The following is a 19778-nucleotide window of genomic DNA, read 5'->3' as shown; positions in this document are numbered from 1 at the left end:
GGATTCAGCAGTGGATGAATAATTATCCAAGAAGGATGTTCGGATACAAAACAGCCAATGATATTTATATGGCAGCTTAGTGTGATTGGTAAAATATGGTGGGCAATTAAACTTGCAACTTACATTTGGAAACGAAAAAACCCTTTTTGATTGCTTTGCCAGAAAGGATATGTTATATTTTGTTTATTCCCTGCCTTGTTGAAGAAGGCCGTCAGTCCGAGGGGAGGTGAAAAGCGTGTCATCCTACGAAAGCATGATTATCCTATCTGCAGATCTGGACGAAGAAACAAAAGAACATTGGCTGGAACAATTCCAAGAAATTCTCGTCAAAAAAGGGGGAGAGCTGCTGGAGCTGGAGCCCTGGGGGAGAAGGAAATTGGCCTATGTCATCAACAAAGTCCACCATGAAGGCGAATATTATCTGATCAAATTCAAAGGGAACCTTGAAATATTAAAAGAGCTGGACCACCTCTGTAAAGTTTCTGATGAGGTTATAAGGTCACTGACAACCAGGCTCAATCAATAAAAATGGGAACGGAGGATTCCAATGTTGAACAGAATTATCTTGATAGGGAGGCTTACAAGAGATCCGGAATTGAGGTATACACCTTCCGGAGCGGCGGTGGCCACATTCACGTTGGCGGTTGACAGGCGTTTTTCCAACCAGCACGGGGAAAGAGAAACGGATTTCATCAGAATCGTGGTCTGGCAGAAACTGGCGGAAACCTGTGCAAATTACATCGAAAAAGGGAGACTGGTGGGGGTGGAAGGAAGGCTGCAGACACGTAGCTATGATGACAAGGAAGGAATCCGCAGAAACATTGCCGAGGTAGTGGCCGACAATGTACAGTTCCTGGAATGGCCGCGTGATGACCAGAAAAGAAAACCCTCGGAAGCAAGTAACGACAGTGAATTGGAATTCAAGGATGGCGACATCAAAGATGACGACATTCCTTTTTAAAATTTGTCTATCTGCTGTTTCGAGAAAGGAGTAAGTAGATGAGAAGAGATAGAGGGCGCAGGCCCAGAAAAAAGGTGTGCGTTTTTTGCCAGGAAAAGACGGATTACATTGATTACAAACAGGCGGAAAAATTGAAAAAATTCATCACTGAAAGAGGAAAAATCCTTCCCCGAAGAATAACCGGCAATTGCGCCAAACACCAGAGAGAGATGACAGTAGCTATCAAAAGAGCGCGAATCGTTGCATTGTTGCCTTTCACCTCCGAAAGCAGTTAAATTCTTTCGGGAGAACAGGGGATATGATGCGATGTCGCTGCAACGGTGGCATCGTGTTTTTTTGTCTTCACCGTCAACGCTACGGGAGGAAAAAACGGTCCGTTTAAAGAAATAAGCAATAGCCGTGTCAGGGCAAAGGAGAGAGATAACATGAAGGTAATCTTGATCGAAGATGTTGATCGTTTGGGAAGAAAGGGAGATGTAAAAAATGTTGCCGATGGTTACGCCCGCAACTTTCTTCTTCCCCGCAAATTGGCGCATGAGGCTACCCCGGCCCGATTGAAAGAAGCTGAAAAATGGCAGGAACAACGAAGGCAAAAAGATGCCAGGGAAGAGAAGATTGCTCGGGAAATGGCCGAAAGCCTTGATAACAAAGAAATCATTTTCAAACGGCCGGCAGGGAAAGAAGGAAAACTTTTTGGTTCCGTGACTGCGAGCGACATAGCTTCACTGCTTGAGGAAGAAGGATTCAAAACTGACAAGCGCAATATCGAAATAGAGGAGCCCCTGAAAAGAATCGGTACCCATGACGTTACTCTGAAGCTGAGGGCAGGTGTATTTTCAACCATAAGAGTGACGATAGAACAGGAAAATGGCGCGGAAAACAAAGAAGAACCGGCCGGGGAAGAGAAGGTTGATAGTGAGGACCCCCCGGAGATGTAAGAGAGAGGAAGAATGAATTTGATCGAGGAAAGAATTCCTCCCCAGAACATAGAAGCCGAACAATCTGTTCTGGGAGCGATGTTTTTGAACAAAGAAGCTGCCTATACAGCCTTGAGTATGCTGGAGGAAAGTGATTTTTATCGCAATGACCACCGTAAAATATTTTCTTCCATCAAGAACATGGTCAACAACGGTGATCCGGTCGATGTCATCACCCTTTCCGAAGAACTTGAAAGCAGGGGCATACTTTCGGATGTCGGCGGCAGTACATATCTGACCACGCTGGCCAACATCGTTCCCACGGCAGCCAACGTTCAATATTACGCACAGATAATCAGCGAAAAATCGGTTCTGAGGAGATTGATCAGCGTTGCTACCGAAATTGTCAGGCAGGGCTATGAACCACCGGAAGATGTAAAGGGGTTTCTGGACAAGGCCGAACAACTGATCTTCGATGTGGCCGGAAACACTTCCAGGCAGGGCTTTGTTCATCTGAAAGAGATTTTAAGCGAGACGTTTGACCGCATCGAGACATTGAGTGAAAAGAAAACGGGGGTAACCGGCGTTTCCACCGGTTTTTTTGAGTTTGACAGGCTCACGGCGGGGCTGCAGGATTCCGAATTGATAATTATTGCTGCCCGGCCGTCAATGGGCAAAACAACCCTCGCTTTGAATATCGCCCAACATATTGCCGTGAATGAAAAGCAACCGGTAGCTTTTTTCAGCCTGGAGATGTCCAAGGATTCGCTGGCGCAACGACTCCTGTGCGCACAGGGCAATATTGATTCACAGAGAATGAGGAGTGGATTTCTCAAAAAAGAAGACTGGCCCAAAATTGCGGGTGCTTTGAGTTCCCTGAGCGAGGCTGACCTGTATATCGATGACTCTCCCCAGCTGTCGGTAATGGATATTCGTGCAAAAACGCGGCGCCTCAAAGCTGAAAAAGGACTGAAAGCTGTTTTCATCGACTACCTGCAGCTGATGCACAGCCAGGGAAGAAGTGAATCCAGACAGCAGGAATTGTCCGATATATCGCGTTCGCTCAAAGCCATGGCCAAAGAGCTGGAAACACCTGTTATCGCCTTGTCCCAGTTGAGCAGGGCCGTGGAGAAGAGAGTGGATCGGCGTCCCATTCTAAGTGATCTGATGGAATCAGGAGGCATAGAGGCCAATGCCGACCTGGTTGCTTTTATCTACCGGGAAGATTATTATGTCAGGGATGCCGAGAAAAAGAACATTGCCGAAATAATAATAGCCAAGCAACGTAACGGCCCCGTTGGCAAGTTCGACCTGTATTTTCTGGAGAACTTTATCAAGTTCGGCAATATGTCCCCCGAAAAATGATTGACCCCTTGCTGCATGGATGGAAAATCCAGATTATATCATGTTCAACAGGAATTAAATGAAATGTATCAGTGAAAATGGGGAAGGTGATCACCCTTTGCGCGCAGAAGGCGGAAAATATGACGTGATCATTGTCGGTGCTGGCCCTTCGGGTGTTTTTGCCGCATCCGAGCTTTGCAAGCATGACGGAGCTCGCGTCATGATCATAGAAAAAGGGCCCGATATTACACGCAGAAGATGCCCGGCCAAAAGCGGCGGAGATTGTTTGCGCTGCGATCCCTGCTATCTGGTCAATGGATTTGGCGGTGCCGGTGCCTTCAGCGACGGGAAGCTAACACTGTCCCCTGAATTCGGGGGATCCCTGGCCGAATACACAGGCCTGCCTCTATTGAGGGAACTCATCGACTACATTGAAAGCATGTATCTCTCCTGGGGCGAGGAAACAGTGCTCTACGGAACCGATCTGGCTGCGATCGAAGAGCTTCAACGCGGGGCGGCAGCTGTGGGCCTGAAGCTGATTCCGGCCAGAATACGCCACCTGGGAACGGAAAATTGTTTCAAGATCCTGACCAGAATGTATCATCAACTCCGTCAAAAAGTGGAGATCCGCACCCGCGAGGAAGTGACAGAGATTTTGACGGAAAACGGTGCGGTGACCGGAGTAAAAACGGGTGAAGGTGTCTGCTACAAAGCAGACTATATCATCTGTGGGCCGGGACGGACAGGTTCGGAATGGTTTTCCGAAGAAATTCGCAGGATGGGTCTTGAAGGAACCAACAATCCCGTGGATATCGGGGTAAGGGTGGAGGTTCCTTCCGATGTGATGGAACACATAACCTCCAAAATTTATGAATCCAAACTTGTTTATTTTTCACCCTCATCTGATGATAGAGTGCGAACGTTCTGCATGAATCCATACGGAGAAGTGGTAACCGAAAACAACAACGGCATCCTTACCGTGAACGGGCATAGCTATGCTGCGGCAAGAACGAAAAACACCAACTTTGCCTTGCTGGTGAGCAAGATGTTTACGGAACCCTTCAATGAACCGCTCCGTTACGGGAAAAATATCGCCAGCCTGGCCAACATGCTCGGCGATGGCGTCATCATTCAGAGACTTGGAGACCTCCTGGCGGGGCGGCGATCGACCGTCGAGAGAATCGAACGGGGTTTGGTCAACCCCACTCTTGATCGGGCTACCCCCGGTGACCTGAGCCTGGTCCTCCCTTACAGGCTTCTTCTTTCCATCCTGGAGATGTTGAAGGCACTGGACAGGATTGCGCCGGGAGTCAACTCTTCCGACACCTTGCTTTACGGCGTGGAGGTAAAATTCTATTCATTCAGATTGGATCTGAACCCCCAACTGGAGACAGGGATAAAAAACCTCTTTGCTGTCGGCGATGGTGCCGGAGTGACCCGGGGATTGATACAGGCTTCGGCATCGGGCGTTGTTGCCGCCCGGGAAATAGAAAGAAGAATTTTGAAGGCCTCCTGAGAAGCTTGCCCGAACACCCCCCCATAAATTTCAAGCAATCGGCAATTTAATGCAATTTATTTTTTTTCAAGCAGGAGATTCCCAATTCATGAAGAATTATTAATCAATTACGGGCAGTTTTTTAAGAAAAGTTAACAATTGTTATATACGCTGTACGGGAGGCTTGTTCATGAAAAGCTTTGATCTTGTCTATCATTTTCATAAAAAATGCAAGGATGCGGCGCAGACTGTTGAAACGAAAACGGAGCAATGCCGCAACAAGTTAAAAAAATATGGTGATTTTATAAAAAGGGTCAGGATTGCGCCTGCTACATATCTCATCACTTCATTTCTTCTGATCACACTTGTTCTGGGGCTGAACAATTATTTCAACAGTTTTTTTCATGTGGTTTATTTTGAAAAAGAAAATATCGGACTGACAAAGGATATTGCCGCGGTTGAGAATCTGGTCGCCGGGATGCTGGAAGAAAAAAATGAACGGTACGATTTTGAAGTATTTCCCGGGGAAGAGATCACCTTTTCAGAACTTGAACTGCACTGGCTGGGAAGGGAGAACCTCAAGGAAATCGAAAAATACATTGATGAACAACTTACTTTTTATGCCGAGGGGTACATGGTGTATGTGGATGGCAAACCGACCATATGCCTGGAAAGCAAGGAAAGATTTGATGAGATCTTTGAAGCCCTCAAACATAGATACGTTCCCGAACACCCTCACGTCAGAATTCTCGAGGTTGCCACGGCAGAAAAGATCAACGGTGAACAGATAAAGGTGGCACCCGATGAGGTCATGGACATTGTTGAAGCATTCCGGATTCTACACCCGGAAACGGCAGAGCCAAGGGTATATCTGGCATCCAGGGGGGAGTCACTGCATGCGATAGCGGAGATGCACAATATGGGAGTGGAAGCCCTGGAGGAGAGAAACCCGGGACTTGACGATGTGCAGCTGGAGGAAGGCCAGGAGATATACATGCCTCCCAAGCCGGTAATTACCATTGTTTCTGTCGAGGAGCTGACTGTTCAAGAAAGCATTCCCTACGAGACGGAGTATGTGAACAATGCACAGTTGGAAATAGGTCAATCCAGGGTTAAGTCCGCCGGCAAGGACGGAATCCTGGAAACGATTTATCATGTCACCAGGGAAAATGGGAAAGAGATGGAGCGGCAGAAAAATAGGGAAAAAGTGGTACAGGAACCGAGGAGTGAAATTGTCGAGCGGGGAACCAGGTTGAAGGAAGCGGCGAAAGGAGATTTCCAGCCGACCGGGCAACTCATCTGGCCGGTTCCAAGATCTTACGACGGCGGCGGCAGGATAACCAATTCCTATTCGGCAGGGCACCGGGGTATTGACATTTATGCCAGCACCCTGAAAAAGACACCGATCGTGGCTGCAGATTCCGGGACTGTTGTTGCGGCGCAGTATTACAAGGCTTACGGGAATATCGTTGTTATCAACCACGGGAAACTCTATACTCTTTATGGCCATCTGAGCCAGACCCTGGTTGTGCCGGGACAGTCGGTGAGCAGGGGAGGCACGATCGGGTACATGGGGAACACGGGGCAGACCTCTGGCCGTACGGGTATCCACCTTCATTTCGAGGTAAGGACGGCCAACGGGGGTAACTGGAATCAGTGCACGCGGGTCAACCCCCTGAATTATGTTAACCGGTGATCCTTGAATACCAGTATTTATTCCAGATTTGCAGGCCGGGGGAAGAGACACCCCGGCTTTTTGATTGGCATGAAACGGCATTCTGTTGACCTGCCCCGGGAGAAGGAAAAGAATATGGTAAAGGCGAATAAACTGAAGGGAGAAGGCAATCAGCGGGAGGGTCATGATGACTTACAGGATATTGGTGGTTGATGATGAACAATCCATTGCCGAGATATTGAAATATAGCCTGGAGAAAGAAGGGTACAAGGTTTTTCTTTCATTCGATGGGGAAGATGCCCTCAAAAAAATTGCAGAACTGGATCCCGATCTCGTCCTTCTGGACATCATGCTTCCCTTGCGGGATGGGTTCCAGGTATGCCAGGAAGTCCGGGCATCCCGCAGCAGGCTCCCTATAATTATGTTGACCGCAAAGGAAGCTGAAATTGACAAGGTCGTCGGCCTGGAGATCGGGGCTGATGATTACATAACCAAGCCCTTCAGCATGAGGGAGGTCATGGCCAGGGTAAAGGCAGTGCTGAGAAGAAGTGCTTTCAGCCAGCGCCGGAGGGGGGCCCGGTTGAGAGCCGGGGGCCTGGAAGTTGATTTCAATACCATGGAAGTGATCAAGGATGGCGAGGCCGTTGAGCTTTCGTTTCGCGAATTCACCCTGCTTGCTTTTCTGATGCAACAACCCAATCATATCTTTACACGCAAAAAACTGTTGAATGAGGTGTGGGGATACGATTACATCGGGGAAGAAAGGACTGTGGACGTGATGATAAGGCGCTTGCGGGAGAAAATCGAAAAAAACCCCGCGGAACCATCATATATCTGTACAAAAAGGGGAGTAGGATATTACTTCCGGAGGGGAAGCAGTGTTTAAAGGACTACAATGGAAAATTGTACTGGTATATTCCCTGCTTGTTCTTTTCGCTCTCCAGCTGATCAGCGTGTATCTGGTGCAATCACTCGAAAACTATTATTTGCGCAATTTCAAGGAGGGGTTGGAAACACAGGCCAAACTGCTGGCGACCTTCCTGACTCCGCGCATTTCGGAAGAAGGGGGCAACGATTTTGTAGCTGATATTGTCGAAGGATTCAAGGGAACGGGAGATCTGGACATCATTGTTCTGGATCGTTATGCACGGGTTACCGGAACATCGGGTCACCCGGAAACGGTGGGAGGACGGATAATCCAGGCCGAGATTACCAAGGCCCTGGCCGGCAACCCCGATGAAGCTATCCGTATCAGCGCGGAGAACAAAAATCGTTATTATTACCTTGCCTACCCGATCAAACACGATGGAACGGTGGTCGGGGTTATTTATCTGAGCAGTTCATTGAAAAAAATCGATCAGACCTTGAGGGAGATCAAGAGGATGTTGATCTCCGGCTCGATCCTGGTATTGATAATCAGCCTTGCTATCGGCATGGCGCTGACTCGCACAATCATCCACCCCATAAAAGAAGTAACTTTCAAAGCAGAGCAGATGTCACGCGGTGATTTTTCGCAACGGGTGGAAGCATATTCCGATGACGAGATCGGTCAGCTGGCCAACATGTACAATTTTCTTGCTTCCCGTCTGGACAGCACCCTTGAGGAGATCTCTGCCGAAAAGAGCAAGGTTGAGGCCATTCTCAATTACATGCGCGACGGGATCGTGGCCATGGACAACTCCGAGAGACTGATCCATATCAATCCCGCGGCAGAAAGTTTGTTGAATACTATCGGCAGCGAGGAAGCCTGGCCGGGAAGGCGCCCTTCTTTTCTTCTGGACACCTTGATCGGCCCGGGGATGCTTCAAAGTTATTATGATGATAAACAGCCCATGGTTTTTGAGAGGACCTGGGACCATCCCCAACGCATATTCCGGCTCAGCATTGCCCCCTTCCAGGAGGAAGAAAGGTCGGCGGGCACGTTGATCGTGCTGCAGGATATAACCAGGGAAAGTGAAATCGGACGGCGTCAGCAGGAATTTGTAGCCAATGTTTCTCATGAATTGAAAACGCCCTTGACTTCGATGAAGAGCTATGTCGAGACCTTGCTGGAAGAACGATTGCAGGACAAGGAAGTGGCCTACAAATTTATACAGGTAATCAACAAGGAGACAGAGCGCATGGTCAAGCTGGTCCAGGATCTGCTGACCCTGTCAAAACTGGATGCCCGGCTGGAAGATGCCTATCGCGTGGCGGTCAATCTTCGGGATCTGTTTGTGGAGATTGTTGTCGAGATGGAATTGCAATGGGGGCGGGGAAATATCCCTTCCATGCACATGAAGTTTCAGGAAAATATGCCTGCGGTATTTGTTGACCGCAATCAGATCAGCCAGGTCTTTGTCAACCTGCTGAACAACGCCATCCAGTATACTCCTCCGGGGGGGCGGATCGATATCCGGGCAGAGGAAAAAGAAGGCCGGGTACATGTCTGTATCGAAGACACGGGGATCGGGATACCCCGGGAAGAACTGGACCATGTTTTCGAAAGATTTTACAGGGTTGACAAGACACGCTCCCGGGAGTATGGCGGCACGGGGCTGGGCCTGTCTATTTCCCGGCTGGTCGTGGAGGCCCATGGGGGCAAGATATGGATCGATAGCGAGCCTGGAAGGGGAACGGCAGTCTGGTTTACCCTTCCATCAGCCAATGGGAACGGAGAAAAAGATGAACGGCGATAGCGGTAAAACTGTAACTCTGATCATTCTGGTCATCACCAGTCTTCTCTTGACGGCTTTCCTCTGGTATGGGCCCTCTCCCCGCCATGAAGAAGCTGACCTTATCGTTGAAGCTCCGTTTTTCCTGGAAGAACCCCGCGATGAAATCCAAGCCGTTTTCCCCGCCAGAATAGCGTTGCCTCTTTCTACTGGCCAATATCTGGTCTGCCGCAGGGGTGACGATAAAGCCAGGGAATTATGGGAGCAGATACTATTCTACCTGCAAGGATGCAATTTCACCGAGGAAAGAGAAGTGCTTCAGAAGGAGGATTCCCTGGCAACAATCTATTTTGAACCACCCTTTCCCTGGGCTGCAATTGCAGCCACAACGGAGCAGAAAGACTTGATCGTGGAGAAGATGCAGTTTTTTGTCGACAGCGGCAAGTTGTACCTGTTTTTGCAGGGACCACATGGGGAACTGACCCTGAAAATGACCGAGGACATTTTCCTCCCGGGATTGAAAGATCTGAAAACCGCCATGGCCGCTGAAGGCGGTCCAAGGTACAATCTGCTCGCCGATGCCCGATTTGCAGACCGGGAATTTTCGGATGAACTTCAAATCCAGGGCGAAATTTATTTTTCCGCGGAAGATTTTTTCCTGCATGAATATATTGTCCTGACACGGGAGCCGGTAAAAACCGATGCAATGCTGAAAGCGGTTTTTGTAAACGACAAGCTTGCCCGTAAAATAGAGGAAGAGGACGGGACCCTGATTTTTACCGATGGAGAGAAAGGCCTGCGCATATCCGACTATATTGAATACACGGCACCCCGCCTGGAAAAGGGGGTGGCAACGCTTTCCTATACCCGTGCCATCCAGAAGGCCAATGAATATCTGTGTTATTATGGAGGTTGGCCTGAATATCTGTATCTGGTCCACATGTCTGCCGCCCGGCAAGGTGAGAGCACCTATTGCGCGGGATGGGCGCTACATGTGGACGGCATGCCCGTCCTGGAGGAACCGGGGCGGACAGAAATTACTTTCAATGACCGGGGGTTGTATCATTACAAGCGATCTCTGTACCGAACTTCCGATTTTTCAGGCCGGAGAGTGGTGGCGGCCCCGGCTCTTCAGGCGATAACCAAAGCCATCGAATACTGCAGGAATGCGGCAGATATGGATATTGCGGCGGATTTGAAATTGAAAGATGTTTATCCGGCTTACAGGCCATCCGGTGTTTTGGACGAAAGTGATATCAAGGCTTATCCGGTCTGGGTGGTGCGGATCAACAATCTGGATATCTATCTGGATCTGGTCGATTTATCTCTTTCGGGATGGAGCGAACACGATGAATATCTCTAGAGCAAAAACAGTTTTGATTGTCGTATTCCTGGGTCTGAATTTGTTTCTTGCTTACCATTTGTTTTTACCGGAATGGGGCGGTGCCGGGAGTGCTTTCACGCGTGAAGAGCTGCAAAAATTGGAGCAGAAACTTGCGGAGAACAATTATGAAATATCCACGTCGATCCCCAGAAAGAAGATGAGCAGTTCATTTTTAACCGTGAGGCCGTTGAAAACCGACGCCGAAAAAATAGCAAAACAGTTCTTTATAACAGGAAAAGCAAATAGAATTATTGCAGATGACAAGAATATCTTTGAGAGCGATGACGGGGTTCTTGAAATTTTCAGCAACGGGTTTTACCGTTACTTGTTAAAGAAAGATAATACAATGGAAAATAATTTAACGGGGAAAATCACTTCCGCGGAAGCTGTTGAAATCGTGGAAAACTTCATGGTGCAGAAAGGAATAGAATTCAAGGAATTGAAACCCGATGCTGTGCGAGGAGACCCGTCTCAAAGCTGCAAGATGTCCTATTATCAGCTTTATTCACGGGTACCGTTGTTTTCCGGTCATCTTGGCATCACGATGGAAAAAGGCGTTGTCAAAGAGGTAAAAAACTGCTTGCTGGAGATCGTGGGTCAGGAAAAAAGACGTGAAATGGAGGTATTACCCGTTACCATGGCTATAATGAGGTTGATAGAGGAAATCGGGCCTGCGTATCGAAAAAGAAATATTACAGATGTTGGCCTGGGGTTTTACAGCCAGGAATATGATGCCGAGCAATGGGAAGTTCCTCCTGTCTGGAGAATCGTGATTGACGGGACGGATATCTATTATGTCAATGCATTTACCGGTTTTATTGAGCCTGATGGATTCGCGGATCAGATTACATAGCATATCTTCCAGGAGGAAAAACATAGATGGAAAAACTGATCATACCCGGTAACCAGACAGTGAAAGGAAAAATAAAGGTAAGCGGCGCAAAAAATGCTGCAGTTGCCGTCTTGCCTGCCACCATTATCGCCGGAGCAAAGGTGCATGTTGAAAACATACCGGAAATCGATGACGTTTCCACGTTACTGCAGATACTGGAAAGCATGGGGTTGTTCATCCGGCGCCGGGGGCGCAATGCTTTGGAAATTGACTCCTCCAGAATGTGGGCTGACGCAACCCCGCCCTACGATCTGGTCAAAAAACTACGAGCCTCGTCGTATTTCATGGGAAGCCTTCTGGCTCGTTTCAAACGTGCCGATGTGCCGGCGCCCGGTGGGTGTGAACTGGGGCCAAGGCCTATCGATCAACATCTGAAAGGTTTTGCTGCCCTGGGGGCAGATGTCTCCGTCGAACATGGGATCGTAAAGTTGCGGGCGGACAAACTTCGCGGCGCCAAGATTTATCTTGACGTCGTCAGCGTGGGAGCGACCATAAATATCATGTTGGCTGCTGTCGGCGCGGAGGGAAGGACTGTCATCGAAAACGTAGCCAAGGAACCGGAAATAGTTGATCTGGCCAACTTTTTGAATGCCATTGGGGCTTCTGTCCGCGGCGCGGGTACCGATATAATTCGCATTGATGGTGTGAAAGATTTTTATTCCGCTTCTCACAATATTATCCCCGACCGCATCGAGGCCGGGACCCTGCTGATGGCGGCAGCCGCCACCGGTGGAGACTTGCTGCTTCAGGATGTTATACCTACTCACCTGGAAGCGCCTATTGCCAAGCTGAAAGAGATGGGCTACAGGGTGATCACCACCCTGGACACAGTCGAGATCAAAGGATCCAATGCGCTGACGCCGGTTGATATAAAAACATTTCCCTATCCGGGCTTTCCTACCGACCTGCAACCGCTGGGCATGGTCGTGCTTACCAGGGTTCCCGGGACCAGCATCATAACCGAAAACGTATTTGAAAATCGGTTCAGGCATGTAGATGAACTGAAAAGGATGGGAGCACGTATCAAGCTGGAAGGGAGAACGGCGGTGGTTGAAGGCGGGGGTAGGCTTACCGGCGCTCCGATCAAAGCTACCGATCTCAGGGCCGGTGCAGCACTGATCGTTGCGGGGCTGATTGCCAAAGGGGAGACGATCCTGAGCGGGGTGGAACATATTTACAGGGGTTACGAGGATATCGAGGAAAAATATGCGGGTATAGGAATCGAGATATACAGGCGCCATGGCAACAATCGTAACAAACAGGCAAAAAAGATTTAGTCCATGCAGATCTGGTTGGTTCGACATGCTTCCACATCTGCCCAGGAAGAAGGCCGCCTGCAGGGGCAGCTGGATTTTCCTTTAAGCGCCAGGGGGAAAGAAGAAGCGGCGAAACTTGCGGCACGGCTGAAAAATGAGGTAGAGTTCAGCCGGATATTCAGCAGTAACCTGAAAAGGGCCAGGGATACGGCAGTATTGATAGCCCGGGAGGGCAAGAAAGAACTTGAAATAAATTATCTGCCTCTGCTCAGGGAATATGGTTGGGGGGTTTTTGAAGGGTTGACCTGGGAAGAGGTTGCTTTTATCTATCCCGAACAATATCGTAAAATAAAAAGGAACTACTGGCGTACATACATTCCCGGAAGGGAAAGCCGCCGAGGTTTTATCTCCCGTGTAAGAGCGCTGGGGCGGCGCGTTGAATATTTCCCCCGCGCGGAAAAGGCAATATTGCTTGTAACCCATGCGCGCCTGATCAATGCGTTTATCACCCACATGATCGGAGGGGATTTGAATCAAAAATGGCTTTATTCTCCACAACCGGCCTCGATATCTGTTCTTGAACGAAAACCTGCCACCAAAGATTTCGACCTGATCAATTTTAACGATTGCCATCATTTGAATTCATAAAAAATTATTTTGTGGTTAGCGTACAGAATTAGCAAGGAATGCGGGGGGAAAAAAGTGTATCCATCAGACAATCAGTTCAATGCCAGGGATTATCCGGAAAAAAGGAAGAGGCTGCCTTCACTTCTGGCGGTCCTGATAATGGCCGCTATCGGGGCGTTTCTGGGCTGTTTGCTTTATGCGGCCATCTTCGATGAAGTCCGGGAACCTCCGGAAAAACAACAAGTTCCGGAAAGAATATGGCATGACTATCAGCATACGGAAGTCGTCGGAGCAGTGGAGAAGGCAGCCCCGGCAGTGGTGGGCATCAGCAATTCGGTCACCGTCACCCGGCCGGGGGCGAGGATGTTGATCGAACAGGCATCGGGCTCGGGTGTGGTTATAGATGGGGAGGGCCACATCGTCACCAACCAACATGTCATCAATGGCGCGGAAAAGATCGAAGTGGTATTTTGCGACGGACGGACCATCGAGGCCAGGCTGGTCGGGGAGGACGTCTTGACCGATCTTGCCGTGGTCAAAATCAACCCGGGCAGGGACGGGGTCAAGTATGCGGTTCTCTCCGATTCCGACAATGTCCACATCGGAGAGACAGCGATTGCTATCGGCAATCCTCTGGGGCTGGTATTTCAACAGACGGTAACTGCCGGGGTTGTCAGCGCTGTGGGAAGGCAGGTTCCCGTTCCGCAGAGCCACTACCGGTATACCTATATCCAGACAGATGCTGCCATCAATGAAGGCAACAGCGGTGGGGCGCTGATAAATCTCGCCGGGGACATTATCGGTATAAATTCGGCCAAGATCAAGGATACAGGGGTTGAAGGAATGGGTTTTGCCATACCGAGCAATACCGTGGCCAGGGTTGTCGAAGACATCATCAAACATGGCAAGGTCAGGAGGCCCTATATCGGTGTCTATATCCAGGATCTTGCCGAGGCGACGGGAAACAGCGGTGATCGCGGCGTCTACATTCAGGAAGTGAGTGGCGGAGGCGCTGCCGAGAAAGCGGGGGTACTGGCAGGTGATGTTATTGTTGCTGTTGACGGCCGACAGATAAATGTCACGGCCCAGCTGTTTGACCAGCTTCTGAACTATGAACCGGGCGAGGAACTAACCATAAAAATACGGAGGAACGGCGGAGAGAAGAACCTGACCATCGAGCTCATGGAAACGCCGGAGCAATACTGAGCGGGAAGGAATGGTTGAAAATAGAAAGGATCTTGATCTTTGATGAACCCGGAACGTGTCATAATGATCTTTATCGACGGGATCGGACTTGGGAAACAGGATGTCCATGACAACCCGTTCTGTTTCACAGATACACCGCGTCTGTCCCGGGTTCTGGGAGGCAATTCCCTTTGCCGCGGGGCGGAGGGCTTCTACAGCCCCGGTCTGGGGCTTTTTGGCCTCGATGCCACCCTGGGAGTCGAGGGTACCCCGCAGAGTGCCACCGGGCAGACTACGCTTTTTACCGGAGAGAATGCGGCGGCACTGGTGGGGAGGCATGTCAATCGTTACCCCGGCGAGAAACTCAAAAGCTTGTTGCGTGAAAAGGGTATTTTGTCCCAACTTGTTGCTGCCGGGCTGAAACCGACATTTGCCAACGCTTATCGTCCCGAATTTTTTGATGATCTAAAAAAAGGCCTTGTGCATTCATATTCGTGTTCCACATGGCTTACCTACTATGCGGGGCTGCCCTTCAGAACTCTGGTACAGCTGGAACATGGGCAGGCCCTGTACATGGATATAACCCACCATTATTTGAACAGAATGGGGTATCCAGTCGAAATTGTTGAACCGGAAGAAGCAGCGCGGCGGCTACTTGCATTGAGCGATGAGCACGATTTTACCCTCTTTGAATATTTTCTGAGCGATGTTGCCGGCCATCTGGCGGAGAGACGAAAAGCAAGGGAAATCGTGACCCTTCTGGATAGGTTCTTGGGATACATTCTGGAGCATCCCGGCGGGGAAAAAACAATGCTCATCATTACCAGCGACCATGGCAATCTGGAAGACCTCGGCCATAGGGGGCATACGCTCAATGATGTTCCGGCCCTGATCAAAGGGCCTTCTGAATTCATCCGGAAGGCAGGAGATATGGAAAATATCGGCGATGTCGTGGGTCTGGTCAAAAACTTTTTGGATTTGCATGAATGATCATCGATGAAACAGCATCCATGAGCAGAAACACGAACAACGGGAAAACAGCGAGTGATCGATTGAGCAAAGGGAAAAAGGGAAAAGAGAACAGTAAAATAATTGTCGATGCCGATGCCTGTCCCGGAAACGTGTTGCAGATCTGTTACCGGCTGGGGGAGAAATTTTCCCGTCCGGTATGGACAGTGGCCAGTTTCAACCATTGCGTGGGGGCTGATAACCATATCGTGGTAGGGAATGACCCCGAGGAAGCCGATTTGAAGATAATCAATTTTTGTCAACGGGGAGATGTGGTCATCACGCAGGATGGGGGGCTTGCGGCGATGGTTGTGGGGAAGGGTGCTCACTGCCTTGGCCCTTCCGGCCATCGTTTTCGGCCTGATGCGATAACCAATCTTCTGGAAATACGCGCGGCCAAAGGCCGTTACCGACGAGCCGGCGGAAGGACCGGAGGCCCCTGCAGAAGAACAGCGGAGGATGATCGTAGATTTGCCCGGTCACTGGAACAGGTGTTGAGAGGAAAAGAATAGGTGAAGACCCGGTGCAGGCAAAAAAAGGTAATGGAATGCATGGTTTCATTCTGGAAATAAAAAGGATGTTACCATAATATTGTTGAATATTATACAATAAACATGAAATCAAGAGGCATCTTCAAAATCAATGATCGCTTTGAAAGAACTGGAACAAATAATAAAACAATCTGTACGCACGTTGGTAAGGGCCCGGGAAAATATCAGCGAACTCGGTAACAGTATCCGCTTCGAGAAAAAAACCGCCGCCAGGGAACTGCAATTCCTGGGCAGGCAGGGCCAGGAGACGGTGGAACAGATAAATCAGTTGCAAATAAAAGAAAAACAGGTCATGCTCAATCTGATGGAGATCAGCAAGAACTACCACAGTTTCGGCGAAGAAAGCCTGAGGGAAGCATATGAAAACAGCAAGGAACTTCAAATTGCATTGGGGCTTGCCCGGGAGAGGGAAGTGCAGCTGAAGGAAAGAAAAAAACAGTTGGAGGATCATCTCCGGAACCTGGACGAGGCAGTCGATAATGCCGAGCAGGTATTTGCACGGATGGGGGTAGCTCTCGATTATATCAAGGGGAATTTCAATGACCTTGGCCTGAAAACCGAGGAAATGCAGCAGAAACAGGGGGTAGGGTTCAAGATCATTCTGGCGCAGGAAGAAGAAAGAAAAAGAGTGGCCCGCGAGATTCATGATGGGCCGGCTCAATCCATGGCCAACCTGGTTTTGCGCACGGAAATCTGCGAAAGGATACTGGACACCAAACCACAGGAGGTCAGGGAGGAACTGGCCGATCTCAAAATAATGGTTCGTAACAGTTTGCAGGAGTTGCGCAAGATCATCTTCGATTTGAGGCCCATGGCCATCGATGACCTGGGACTTGTTGCCACGCTGAAACGGTACATCGAGGAATACCGTGAAAGATATCCTTTGAATATCGATCTGGTCATTTCCGGAGGGCCCATCGTAAGGAAGAAGGATCTGGAAATTGCGATTTTTCGCATCATTCAGGAGGCTTTGAACAATGTTTTGAAACATGCTCATGCCAGCGATGCCCTGGTTAAAATTGATGTTGACGACGAACTGATTTCGGTCATAATCCGCGATAATGGATGCGGCTTCAAGACAGGGGAAAAAAGCCCCGAAGGCTCATTCGGGTTGTTGGGCATGAGGGAGCGGGTTGAACTTATCGAGGGCAGCCTCGAAATAAACAGTGCCCCCGGCAAGGGGACGGAAATTATTGTCAAGGTGCCGATTGACAGGAATCATGAAAATAAATTGGATGGTGGTTTCCGATGAAAAGTATACGCATACTGATTGCAGATGATCATGCCCTGATAAGGGATGGGCTCAAAAAGATATTGAATATAGAGGCCGGACTGGAAATTGCCGTTGTCGGTGAGGCTGCCAACGGGGAAGAGGCGGTAATATCCGCCCAGAAACTGAACCCCGATATCATACTCATGGATATCAACATGCCTGGTTTGAACGGTATCGAAGCGACCAGGATAATCAAAAAAAACAACCCCGAGATTGCCATCATTGTATTGACGATCCACGATGCCCGGGAATATATCTACGAACTCATGGAATACGGGGCCTCGGCGTACATACTGAAAGACACCACCGCGGAAGAACTTCTGAACGTAATCAAAATAGTGGCTTCCGGGGATACATATATAGATCCCCGCATGACCGGCAAGTTGATCGGGGCATGGCGGCACATGTCCGAAGGATTCAACGCCAAGGACAAGCTCACGGAGAGAGAGCTGGAAATCCTTGCCGAGGTGGCAGTGGGATTGAACAACAGGAGCATTGCCGAAAAACTGTTCCTGAGCGAGAAGACCGTGAAGAATCATATCACCAGTATTTTGCGTAAATTGAAAGTCAATGACCGCACCCAGGCTGCCATCTATGCCATCAAACACAATCTTGTCGACATATAAAAATGCCTGTTCCCTCGGATAGGGGGTATCTTGCCCCGGCCGCACCGGAAACATGGCCCGGAAACCCTGTTTGCTGTTTGACCACGATAAAATGATAGCATTGCCTGTCATCTCCATCATCATGAAAGCGAGCCCAGAATGGCATGCTTGTATCAACTTGCTTCAACCGATAAAGTCTGCATAGCAATCCATAGAAAAAACAGGACTAAAGTCTCAATATAAACAGGTAATGGGTATTATTCCATGCATTGCCTATGATAACATGGCATGCTATGCTGAAAGTGGAAAGAAAGAACGGAGAGAGGTGATTGATCATGTTAACATTTTTGAAGAATCTGTTCGAAGATGAGAGCGGCCAGGGCATGGTAGAATACGGGTTGATTCTGGCATTGGTAGCGGTGGTGGTTATTGTAGCCTTGACATTCATGGGGGATCAGATCAAGGACATCTTCCAGGGCATCGGGGAAAAACTGGGTGGTGTCGGCGGTGGGGAAGGTTAACGCGTGAGTCGGGCTCCGCCGATATGGCGGGGCCCCATTTGTTTTAAGGGGTGGGTGAGCATGAGCAAGGCCAGGCAGCACAACAATACCGGAGACAGGGGGCAGGCGCTGGTGGAATTGGCGCTTGTCTTGCCCGTATTTTTGTTGTTGTTATGGGGAGTGATCGAGTTTGGCCGATTTGGGCATGCTTACCTGACCGTTGCTCATGCGGCCAGGGAAGGTGCTCGCCTTGGTGCAGTTGGCTGTGATGATCAGGGGATCATGGACGAAATTGGCGATTGCACTATATCCCTGGAGCAAGATAAAACCACGGTGCGCATCAGTCCTTCCTGGAACGAACGGTATGCCGGGGAATCGATCGAGGTAGAAGTTGAATATTCACTTGTTCTGATGCTGCCAGTTCTGTCATCGGCGGTGCCCAATCCTTATCCGGTTAGCTACACGGCAATCATGAGGGTGGAGTGAAAGGAGGGGGAGGCCATGTTGAAACTCTTCCGTCACGGCTTGAAAGATGAACGGGGAGCCATCAACCTTGTTTCCGCGTTTGCACTGATAGTAATTCTGGGTTTTTCGGCACTGGTGGTTGATGTGGGTACATTTTATATTGCCGACATACGCCTCAGCAACGGGGTGGATGCGGCGGCATTGGCGGGAGCGCAGGATCTGGTTATCAGCGCTGCGGAAGCCAGAACCACGGCGATGGAATACGCTGCAAAAAACGGGCTGGACAGCGATAACATAGATATTTACATAAGCCCTGACCGGGCATCGATTACCGTCGAATCCCGGAAGGAAGCTCCCATTTTATTCGGGAAAATTCTTGTTGATGAAAAATCACTGCTTCTTCAAAAGAACGCCACGGCGATGGTGGGAAGTATCGGAGCGATGAGCGGGGTGGTCCCCCTTGGACTGGTAAATCGGGAACTGGTATTTGGGCAGAAGTATATCATCAAAAATGCATCATCGAACAATTATGATGTCGGCCTTGGTGCGGGAAATTTCGGTGCGCTGGCGCTTGGAGAGGGGAGAGGGGCCTCCAATTTCGAACGCCACCTGACGGAAGGGTATCCGGGGGTTATATCGGTGGGTGACATCCTTGATACAGAACCGGGCAATATGTCCAACCCTACCAAAAGAGCGATTGACAAGAGAATAGCCCGGGCACTGAGCACATCATATATCGATGTGCCAAGAGGCTGTCCGCGGGTGGTGATTGTTCCCATGCTGGAACCCTATGACAACAAGAGTGGAAGAAGAAAAGTGCAGGTGGTCGGGTTTTCCGCATTCTGGCTCGACGGGGTCACCGGCCAGGGCAATAACAGTTATATCAGAGGCTATTTCCTGGAGAGAGTGGAGAACGGGGAGATATCCCCGGAAGCAATTGATTACGGGGTCAAGGCCGTTAAATTGAAACATTGACCCTTCAACCG

The 19778-nt window shown here is 49.5% G+C and carries 21 protein-coding genes; all 21 read left to right on the top strand.

Annotated features, from left to right (window positions below):
* Nucleotides 1-235: 235 nt before the first annotated feature.
* The 21 genes from rpsF (at nucleotide 236) to GX364_06440 (ending at nucleotide 19767) form a co-directional block, all read left to right on the top strand.
* A complete protein-coding gene (gene rpsF, locus GX364_06540; GenBank protein NLI70501.1) occupies nucleotides 236-526 on the top strand; it encodes a 30S ribosomal protein S6 in 291 nt (96 codons plus the stop codon).
* A 21-nt stretch (nucleotides 527-547) separates the two neighbouring features.
* Entirely contained in the window at nucleotides 548-961 is a 414-nt protein-coding gene (gene ssb / locus GX364_06535) for a single-stranded DNA-binding protein (GenBank protein NLI70500.1), read from the top strand.
* Nucleotides 962-999: 38 nt separating this feature from the next.
* Nucleotides 1000-1236, top strand: coding sequence for a 30S ribosomal protein S18 (locus GX364_06530; GenBank protein NLI70499.1), 237 nt, complete (start codon nucleotides 1000-1002; stop codon nucleotides 1234-1236).
* A gap of 150 nt (nucleotides 1237-1386) precedes the next feature.
* Nucleotides 1387-1899 carry a 50S ribosomal protein L9 gene (locus tag GX364_06525; GenBank protein NLI70498.1) on the top strand — a complete coding sequence of 171 codons (513 nt, stop codon included), beginning with the start codon at nucleotides 1387-1389 and terminating at the stop codon, nucleotides 1897-1899.
* A 12-nt stretch (nucleotides 1900-1911) separates the two neighbouring features.
* Complete coding sequence (gene dnaB, locus GX364_06520; protein ID NLI70497.1) at nucleotides 1912-3243, top strand: replicative DNA helicase; 1332 nt, start codon at nucleotides 1912-1914, stop codon at nucleotides 3241-3243.
* A gap of 58 nt (nucleotides 3244-3301) precedes the next feature.
* A complete protein-coding gene (locus GX364_06515; protein ID NLI70496.1) occupies nucleotides 3302-4738 on the top strand; it encodes an NAD(P)/FAD-dependent oxidoreductase in 1437 nt (478 codons plus the stop codon).
* 169 nt (nucleotides 4739-4907) lie between these two features.
* A complete protein-coding gene (locus GX364_06510) occupies nucleotides 4908-6413 on the top strand; it encodes a peptidoglycan DD-metalloendopeptidase family protein (protein ID NLI70495.1) in 1506 nt (501 codons plus the stop codon).
* Nucleotides 6414-6579: 166 nt separating this feature from the next.
* Nucleotides 6580-7278, top strand: a complete 699-nt coding sequence (locus tag GX364_06505) for a response regulator transcription factor (protein NLI70494.1) — start codon at nucleotides 6580-6582, stop codon at nucleotides 7276-7278.
* Entirely contained in the window at nucleotides 7271-9070 is a 1800-nt protein-coding gene (locus GX364_06500) for a cell wall metabolism sensor histidine kinase WalK (protein ID NLI70493.1), read from the top strand. The genes GX364_06505 and GX364_06500 overlap by 8 nt, the downstream gene beginning before the upstream one ends.
* The gene (locus GX364_06495) at nucleotides 9057-10409 is read left to right on the top strand and encodes a hypothetical protein (protein ID NLI70492.1); all 1353 of its coding nucleotides are present in this window, start codon (nucleotides 9057-9059) and stop codon (nucleotides 10407-10409) included. The genes GX364_06500 and GX364_06495 overlap by 14 nt, the downstream gene beginning before the upstream one ends.
* Nucleotides 10396-11283: a hypothetical protein gene (locus tag GX364_06490; protein ID NLI70491.1), complete on the top strand. Its 888-nt coding sequence runs from the start codon at nucleotides 10396-10398 to the stop codon at nucleotides 11281-11283. Before GX364_06495 ends, GX364_06490 begins: the two co-directional genes overlap by 14 nt.
* Nucleotides 11284-11309: 26 nt before the next feature.
* A complete protein-coding gene (locus tag GX364_06485; protein NLI70490.1) occupies nucleotides 11310-12599 on the top strand; it encodes a UDP-N-acetylglucosamine 1-carboxyvinyltransferase in 1290 nt (429 codons plus the stop codon).
* Between the two features lie 3 nt (nucleotides 12600-12602).
* Entirely contained in the window at nucleotides 12603-13226 is a 624-nt protein-coding gene (locus GX364_06480; GenBank protein NLI70489.1) for a histidine phosphatase family protein, read from the top strand.
* Nucleotides 13227-13280: 54 nt separating this feature from the next.
* Nucleotides 13281-14411, top strand: a complete 1131-nt coding sequence (locus GX364_06475; GenBank protein NLI70488.1) for a PDZ domain-containing protein — start codon at nucleotides 13281-13283, stop codon at nucleotides 14409-14411.
* Between the two features lie 42 nt (nucleotides 14412-14453).
* Nucleotides 14454-15380, top strand: coding sequence for a peptidase (locus tag GX364_06470; GenBank protein ID NLI70487.1), 927 nt, complete (start codon nucleotides 14454-14456; stop codon nucleotides 15378-15380).
* A 20-nt stretch (nucleotides 15381-15400) separates the two neighbouring features.
* Nucleotides 15401-15910, top strand: a complete 510-nt coding sequence (locus tag GX364_06465) for a DUF188 domain-containing protein (protein NLI70486.1) — start codon at nucleotides 15401-15403, stop codon at nucleotides 15908-15910.
* Nucleotides 15911-16040: 130 nt separating this feature from the next.
* Entirely contained in the window at nucleotides 16041-17201 is a 1161-nt protein-coding gene (locus GX364_06460; GenBank protein ID NLI70485.1) for a histidine kinase, read from the top strand.
* Nucleotides 17198-17848 carry a response regulator transcription factor gene (locus tag GX364_06455; GenBank protein NLI70484.1) on the top strand — a complete coding sequence of 217 codons (651 nt, stop codon included), beginning with the start codon at nucleotides 17198-17200 and terminating at the stop codon, nucleotides 17846-17848. The genes GX364_06460 and GX364_06455 overlap by 4 nt, the downstream gene beginning before the upstream one ends.
* Before the next feature lie 314 nt (nucleotides 17849-18162).
* Nucleotides 18163-18348, top strand: a complete 186-nt coding sequence (locus GX364_06450) for a Flp family type IVb pilin (GenBank protein NLI70483.1) — start codon at nucleotides 18163-18165, stop codon at nucleotides 18346-18348.
* A gap of 60 nt (nucleotides 18349-18408) precedes the next feature.
* Nucleotides 18409-18813, top strand: coding sequence for a pilus assembly protein (locus GX364_06445; GenBank protein ID NLI70482.1), 405 nt, complete (start codon nucleotides 18409-18411; stop codon nucleotides 18811-18813).
* A 15-nt stretch (nucleotides 18814-18828) separates the two neighbouring features.
* Nucleotides 18829-19767 carry a hypothetical protein gene (locus tag GX364_06440; GenBank protein ID NLI70481.1) on the top strand — a complete coding sequence of 313 codons (939 nt, stop codon included), beginning with the start codon at nucleotides 18829-18831 and terminating at the stop codon, nucleotides 19765-19767.
* Nucleotides 19768-19778 lie beyond the last annotated feature (11 nt).

The organism is Bacillota bacterium (assembly GCA_012518215.1).
GTDB lineage: Bacteria > Bacillota > Dethiobacteria > DTU022 > PWGO01 > JAAYSV01.
Note: the sequence above shows the minus strand (reverse complement) of the source record. Positions and strands in the feature narration are given on the sequence as shown.

Bases quoted from the DNA above. Each gene is read 5' to 3' on its own strand.
- GX364_06450 (NLI70483.1), top strand. From the start codon at position 18,163: ATGTTAACATTTTTGAAGAATCTGTTCGAAGATGAGAGCGGCCAGGGC.
- ssb (NLI70500.1), top strand. From the start codon at position 548: ATGTTGAACAGAATTATCTTGATAGGGAGGCTTACAAGAGATCCGGAA.
- GX364_06495 (NLI70492.1), top strand. From the start codon at position 9,057: ATGAACGGCGATAGCGGTAAAACTGTAACTCTGATCATTCTGGTCATC.
- dnaB (NLI70497.1), top strand. From the start codon at position 1,912: ATGAATTTGATCGAGGAAAGAATTCCTCCCCAGAACATAGAAGCCGAA.
- GX364_06525 (NLI70498.1), top strand. From the start codon at position 1,387: ATGAAGGTAATCTTGATCGAAGATGTTGATCGTTTGGGAAGAAAGGGA.
- GX364_06455 (NLI70484.1), top strand. From the start codon at position 17,198: ATGAAAAGTATACGCATACTGATTGCAGATGATCATGCCCTGATAAGG.
- GX364_06445 (NLI70482.1), top strand. From the start codon at position 18,409: ATGAGCAAGGCCAGGCAGCACAACAATACCGGAGACAGGGGGCAGGCG.
- GX364_06460 (NLI70485.1), top strand. From the start codon at position 16,041: ATGATCGCTTTGAAAGAACTGGAACAAATAATAAAACAATCTGTACGC.
- GX364_06485 (NLI70490.1), top strand. From the start codon at position 11,310: ATGGAAAAACTGATCATACCCGGTAACCAGACAGTGAAAGGAAAAATA.
- GX364_06480 (NLI70489.1), top strand. From the start codon at position 12,603: ATGCAGATCTGGTTGGTTCGACATGCTTCCACATCTGCCCAGGAAGAA.
- GX364_06510 (NLI70495.1), top strand. From the start codon at position 4,908: ATGAAAAGCTTTGATCTTGTCTATCATTTTCATAAAAAATGCAAGGAT.
- GX364_06505 (NLI70494.1), top strand. From the start codon at position 6,580: ATGACTTACAGGATATTGGTGGTTGATGATGAACAATCCATTGCCGAG.
- GX364_06465 (NLI70486.1), top strand. From the start codon at position 15,401: ATGAGCAGAAACACGAACAACGGGAAAACAGCGAGTGATCGATTGAGC.
- GX364_06515 (NLI70496.1), top strand. From the start codon at position 3,302: ATGAAATGTATCAGTGAAAATGGGGAAGGTGATCACCCTTTGCGCGCA.
- GX364_06490 (NLI70491.1), top strand. From the start codon at position 10,396: ATGAATATCTCTAGAGCAAAAACAGTTTTGATTGTCGTATTCCTGGGT.
- GX364_06440 (NLI70481.1), top strand. From the start codon at position 18,829: ATGTTGAAACTCTTCCGTCACGGCTTGAAAGATGAACGGGGAGCCATC.
- GX364_06470 (NLI70487.1), top strand. From the start codon at position 14,454: ATGAACCCGGAACGTGTCATAATGATCTTTATCGACGGGATCGGACTT.
- GX364_06530 (NLI70499.1), top strand. From the start codon at position 1,000: ATGAGAAGAGATAGAGGGCGCAGGCCCAGAAAAAAGGTGTGCGTTTTT.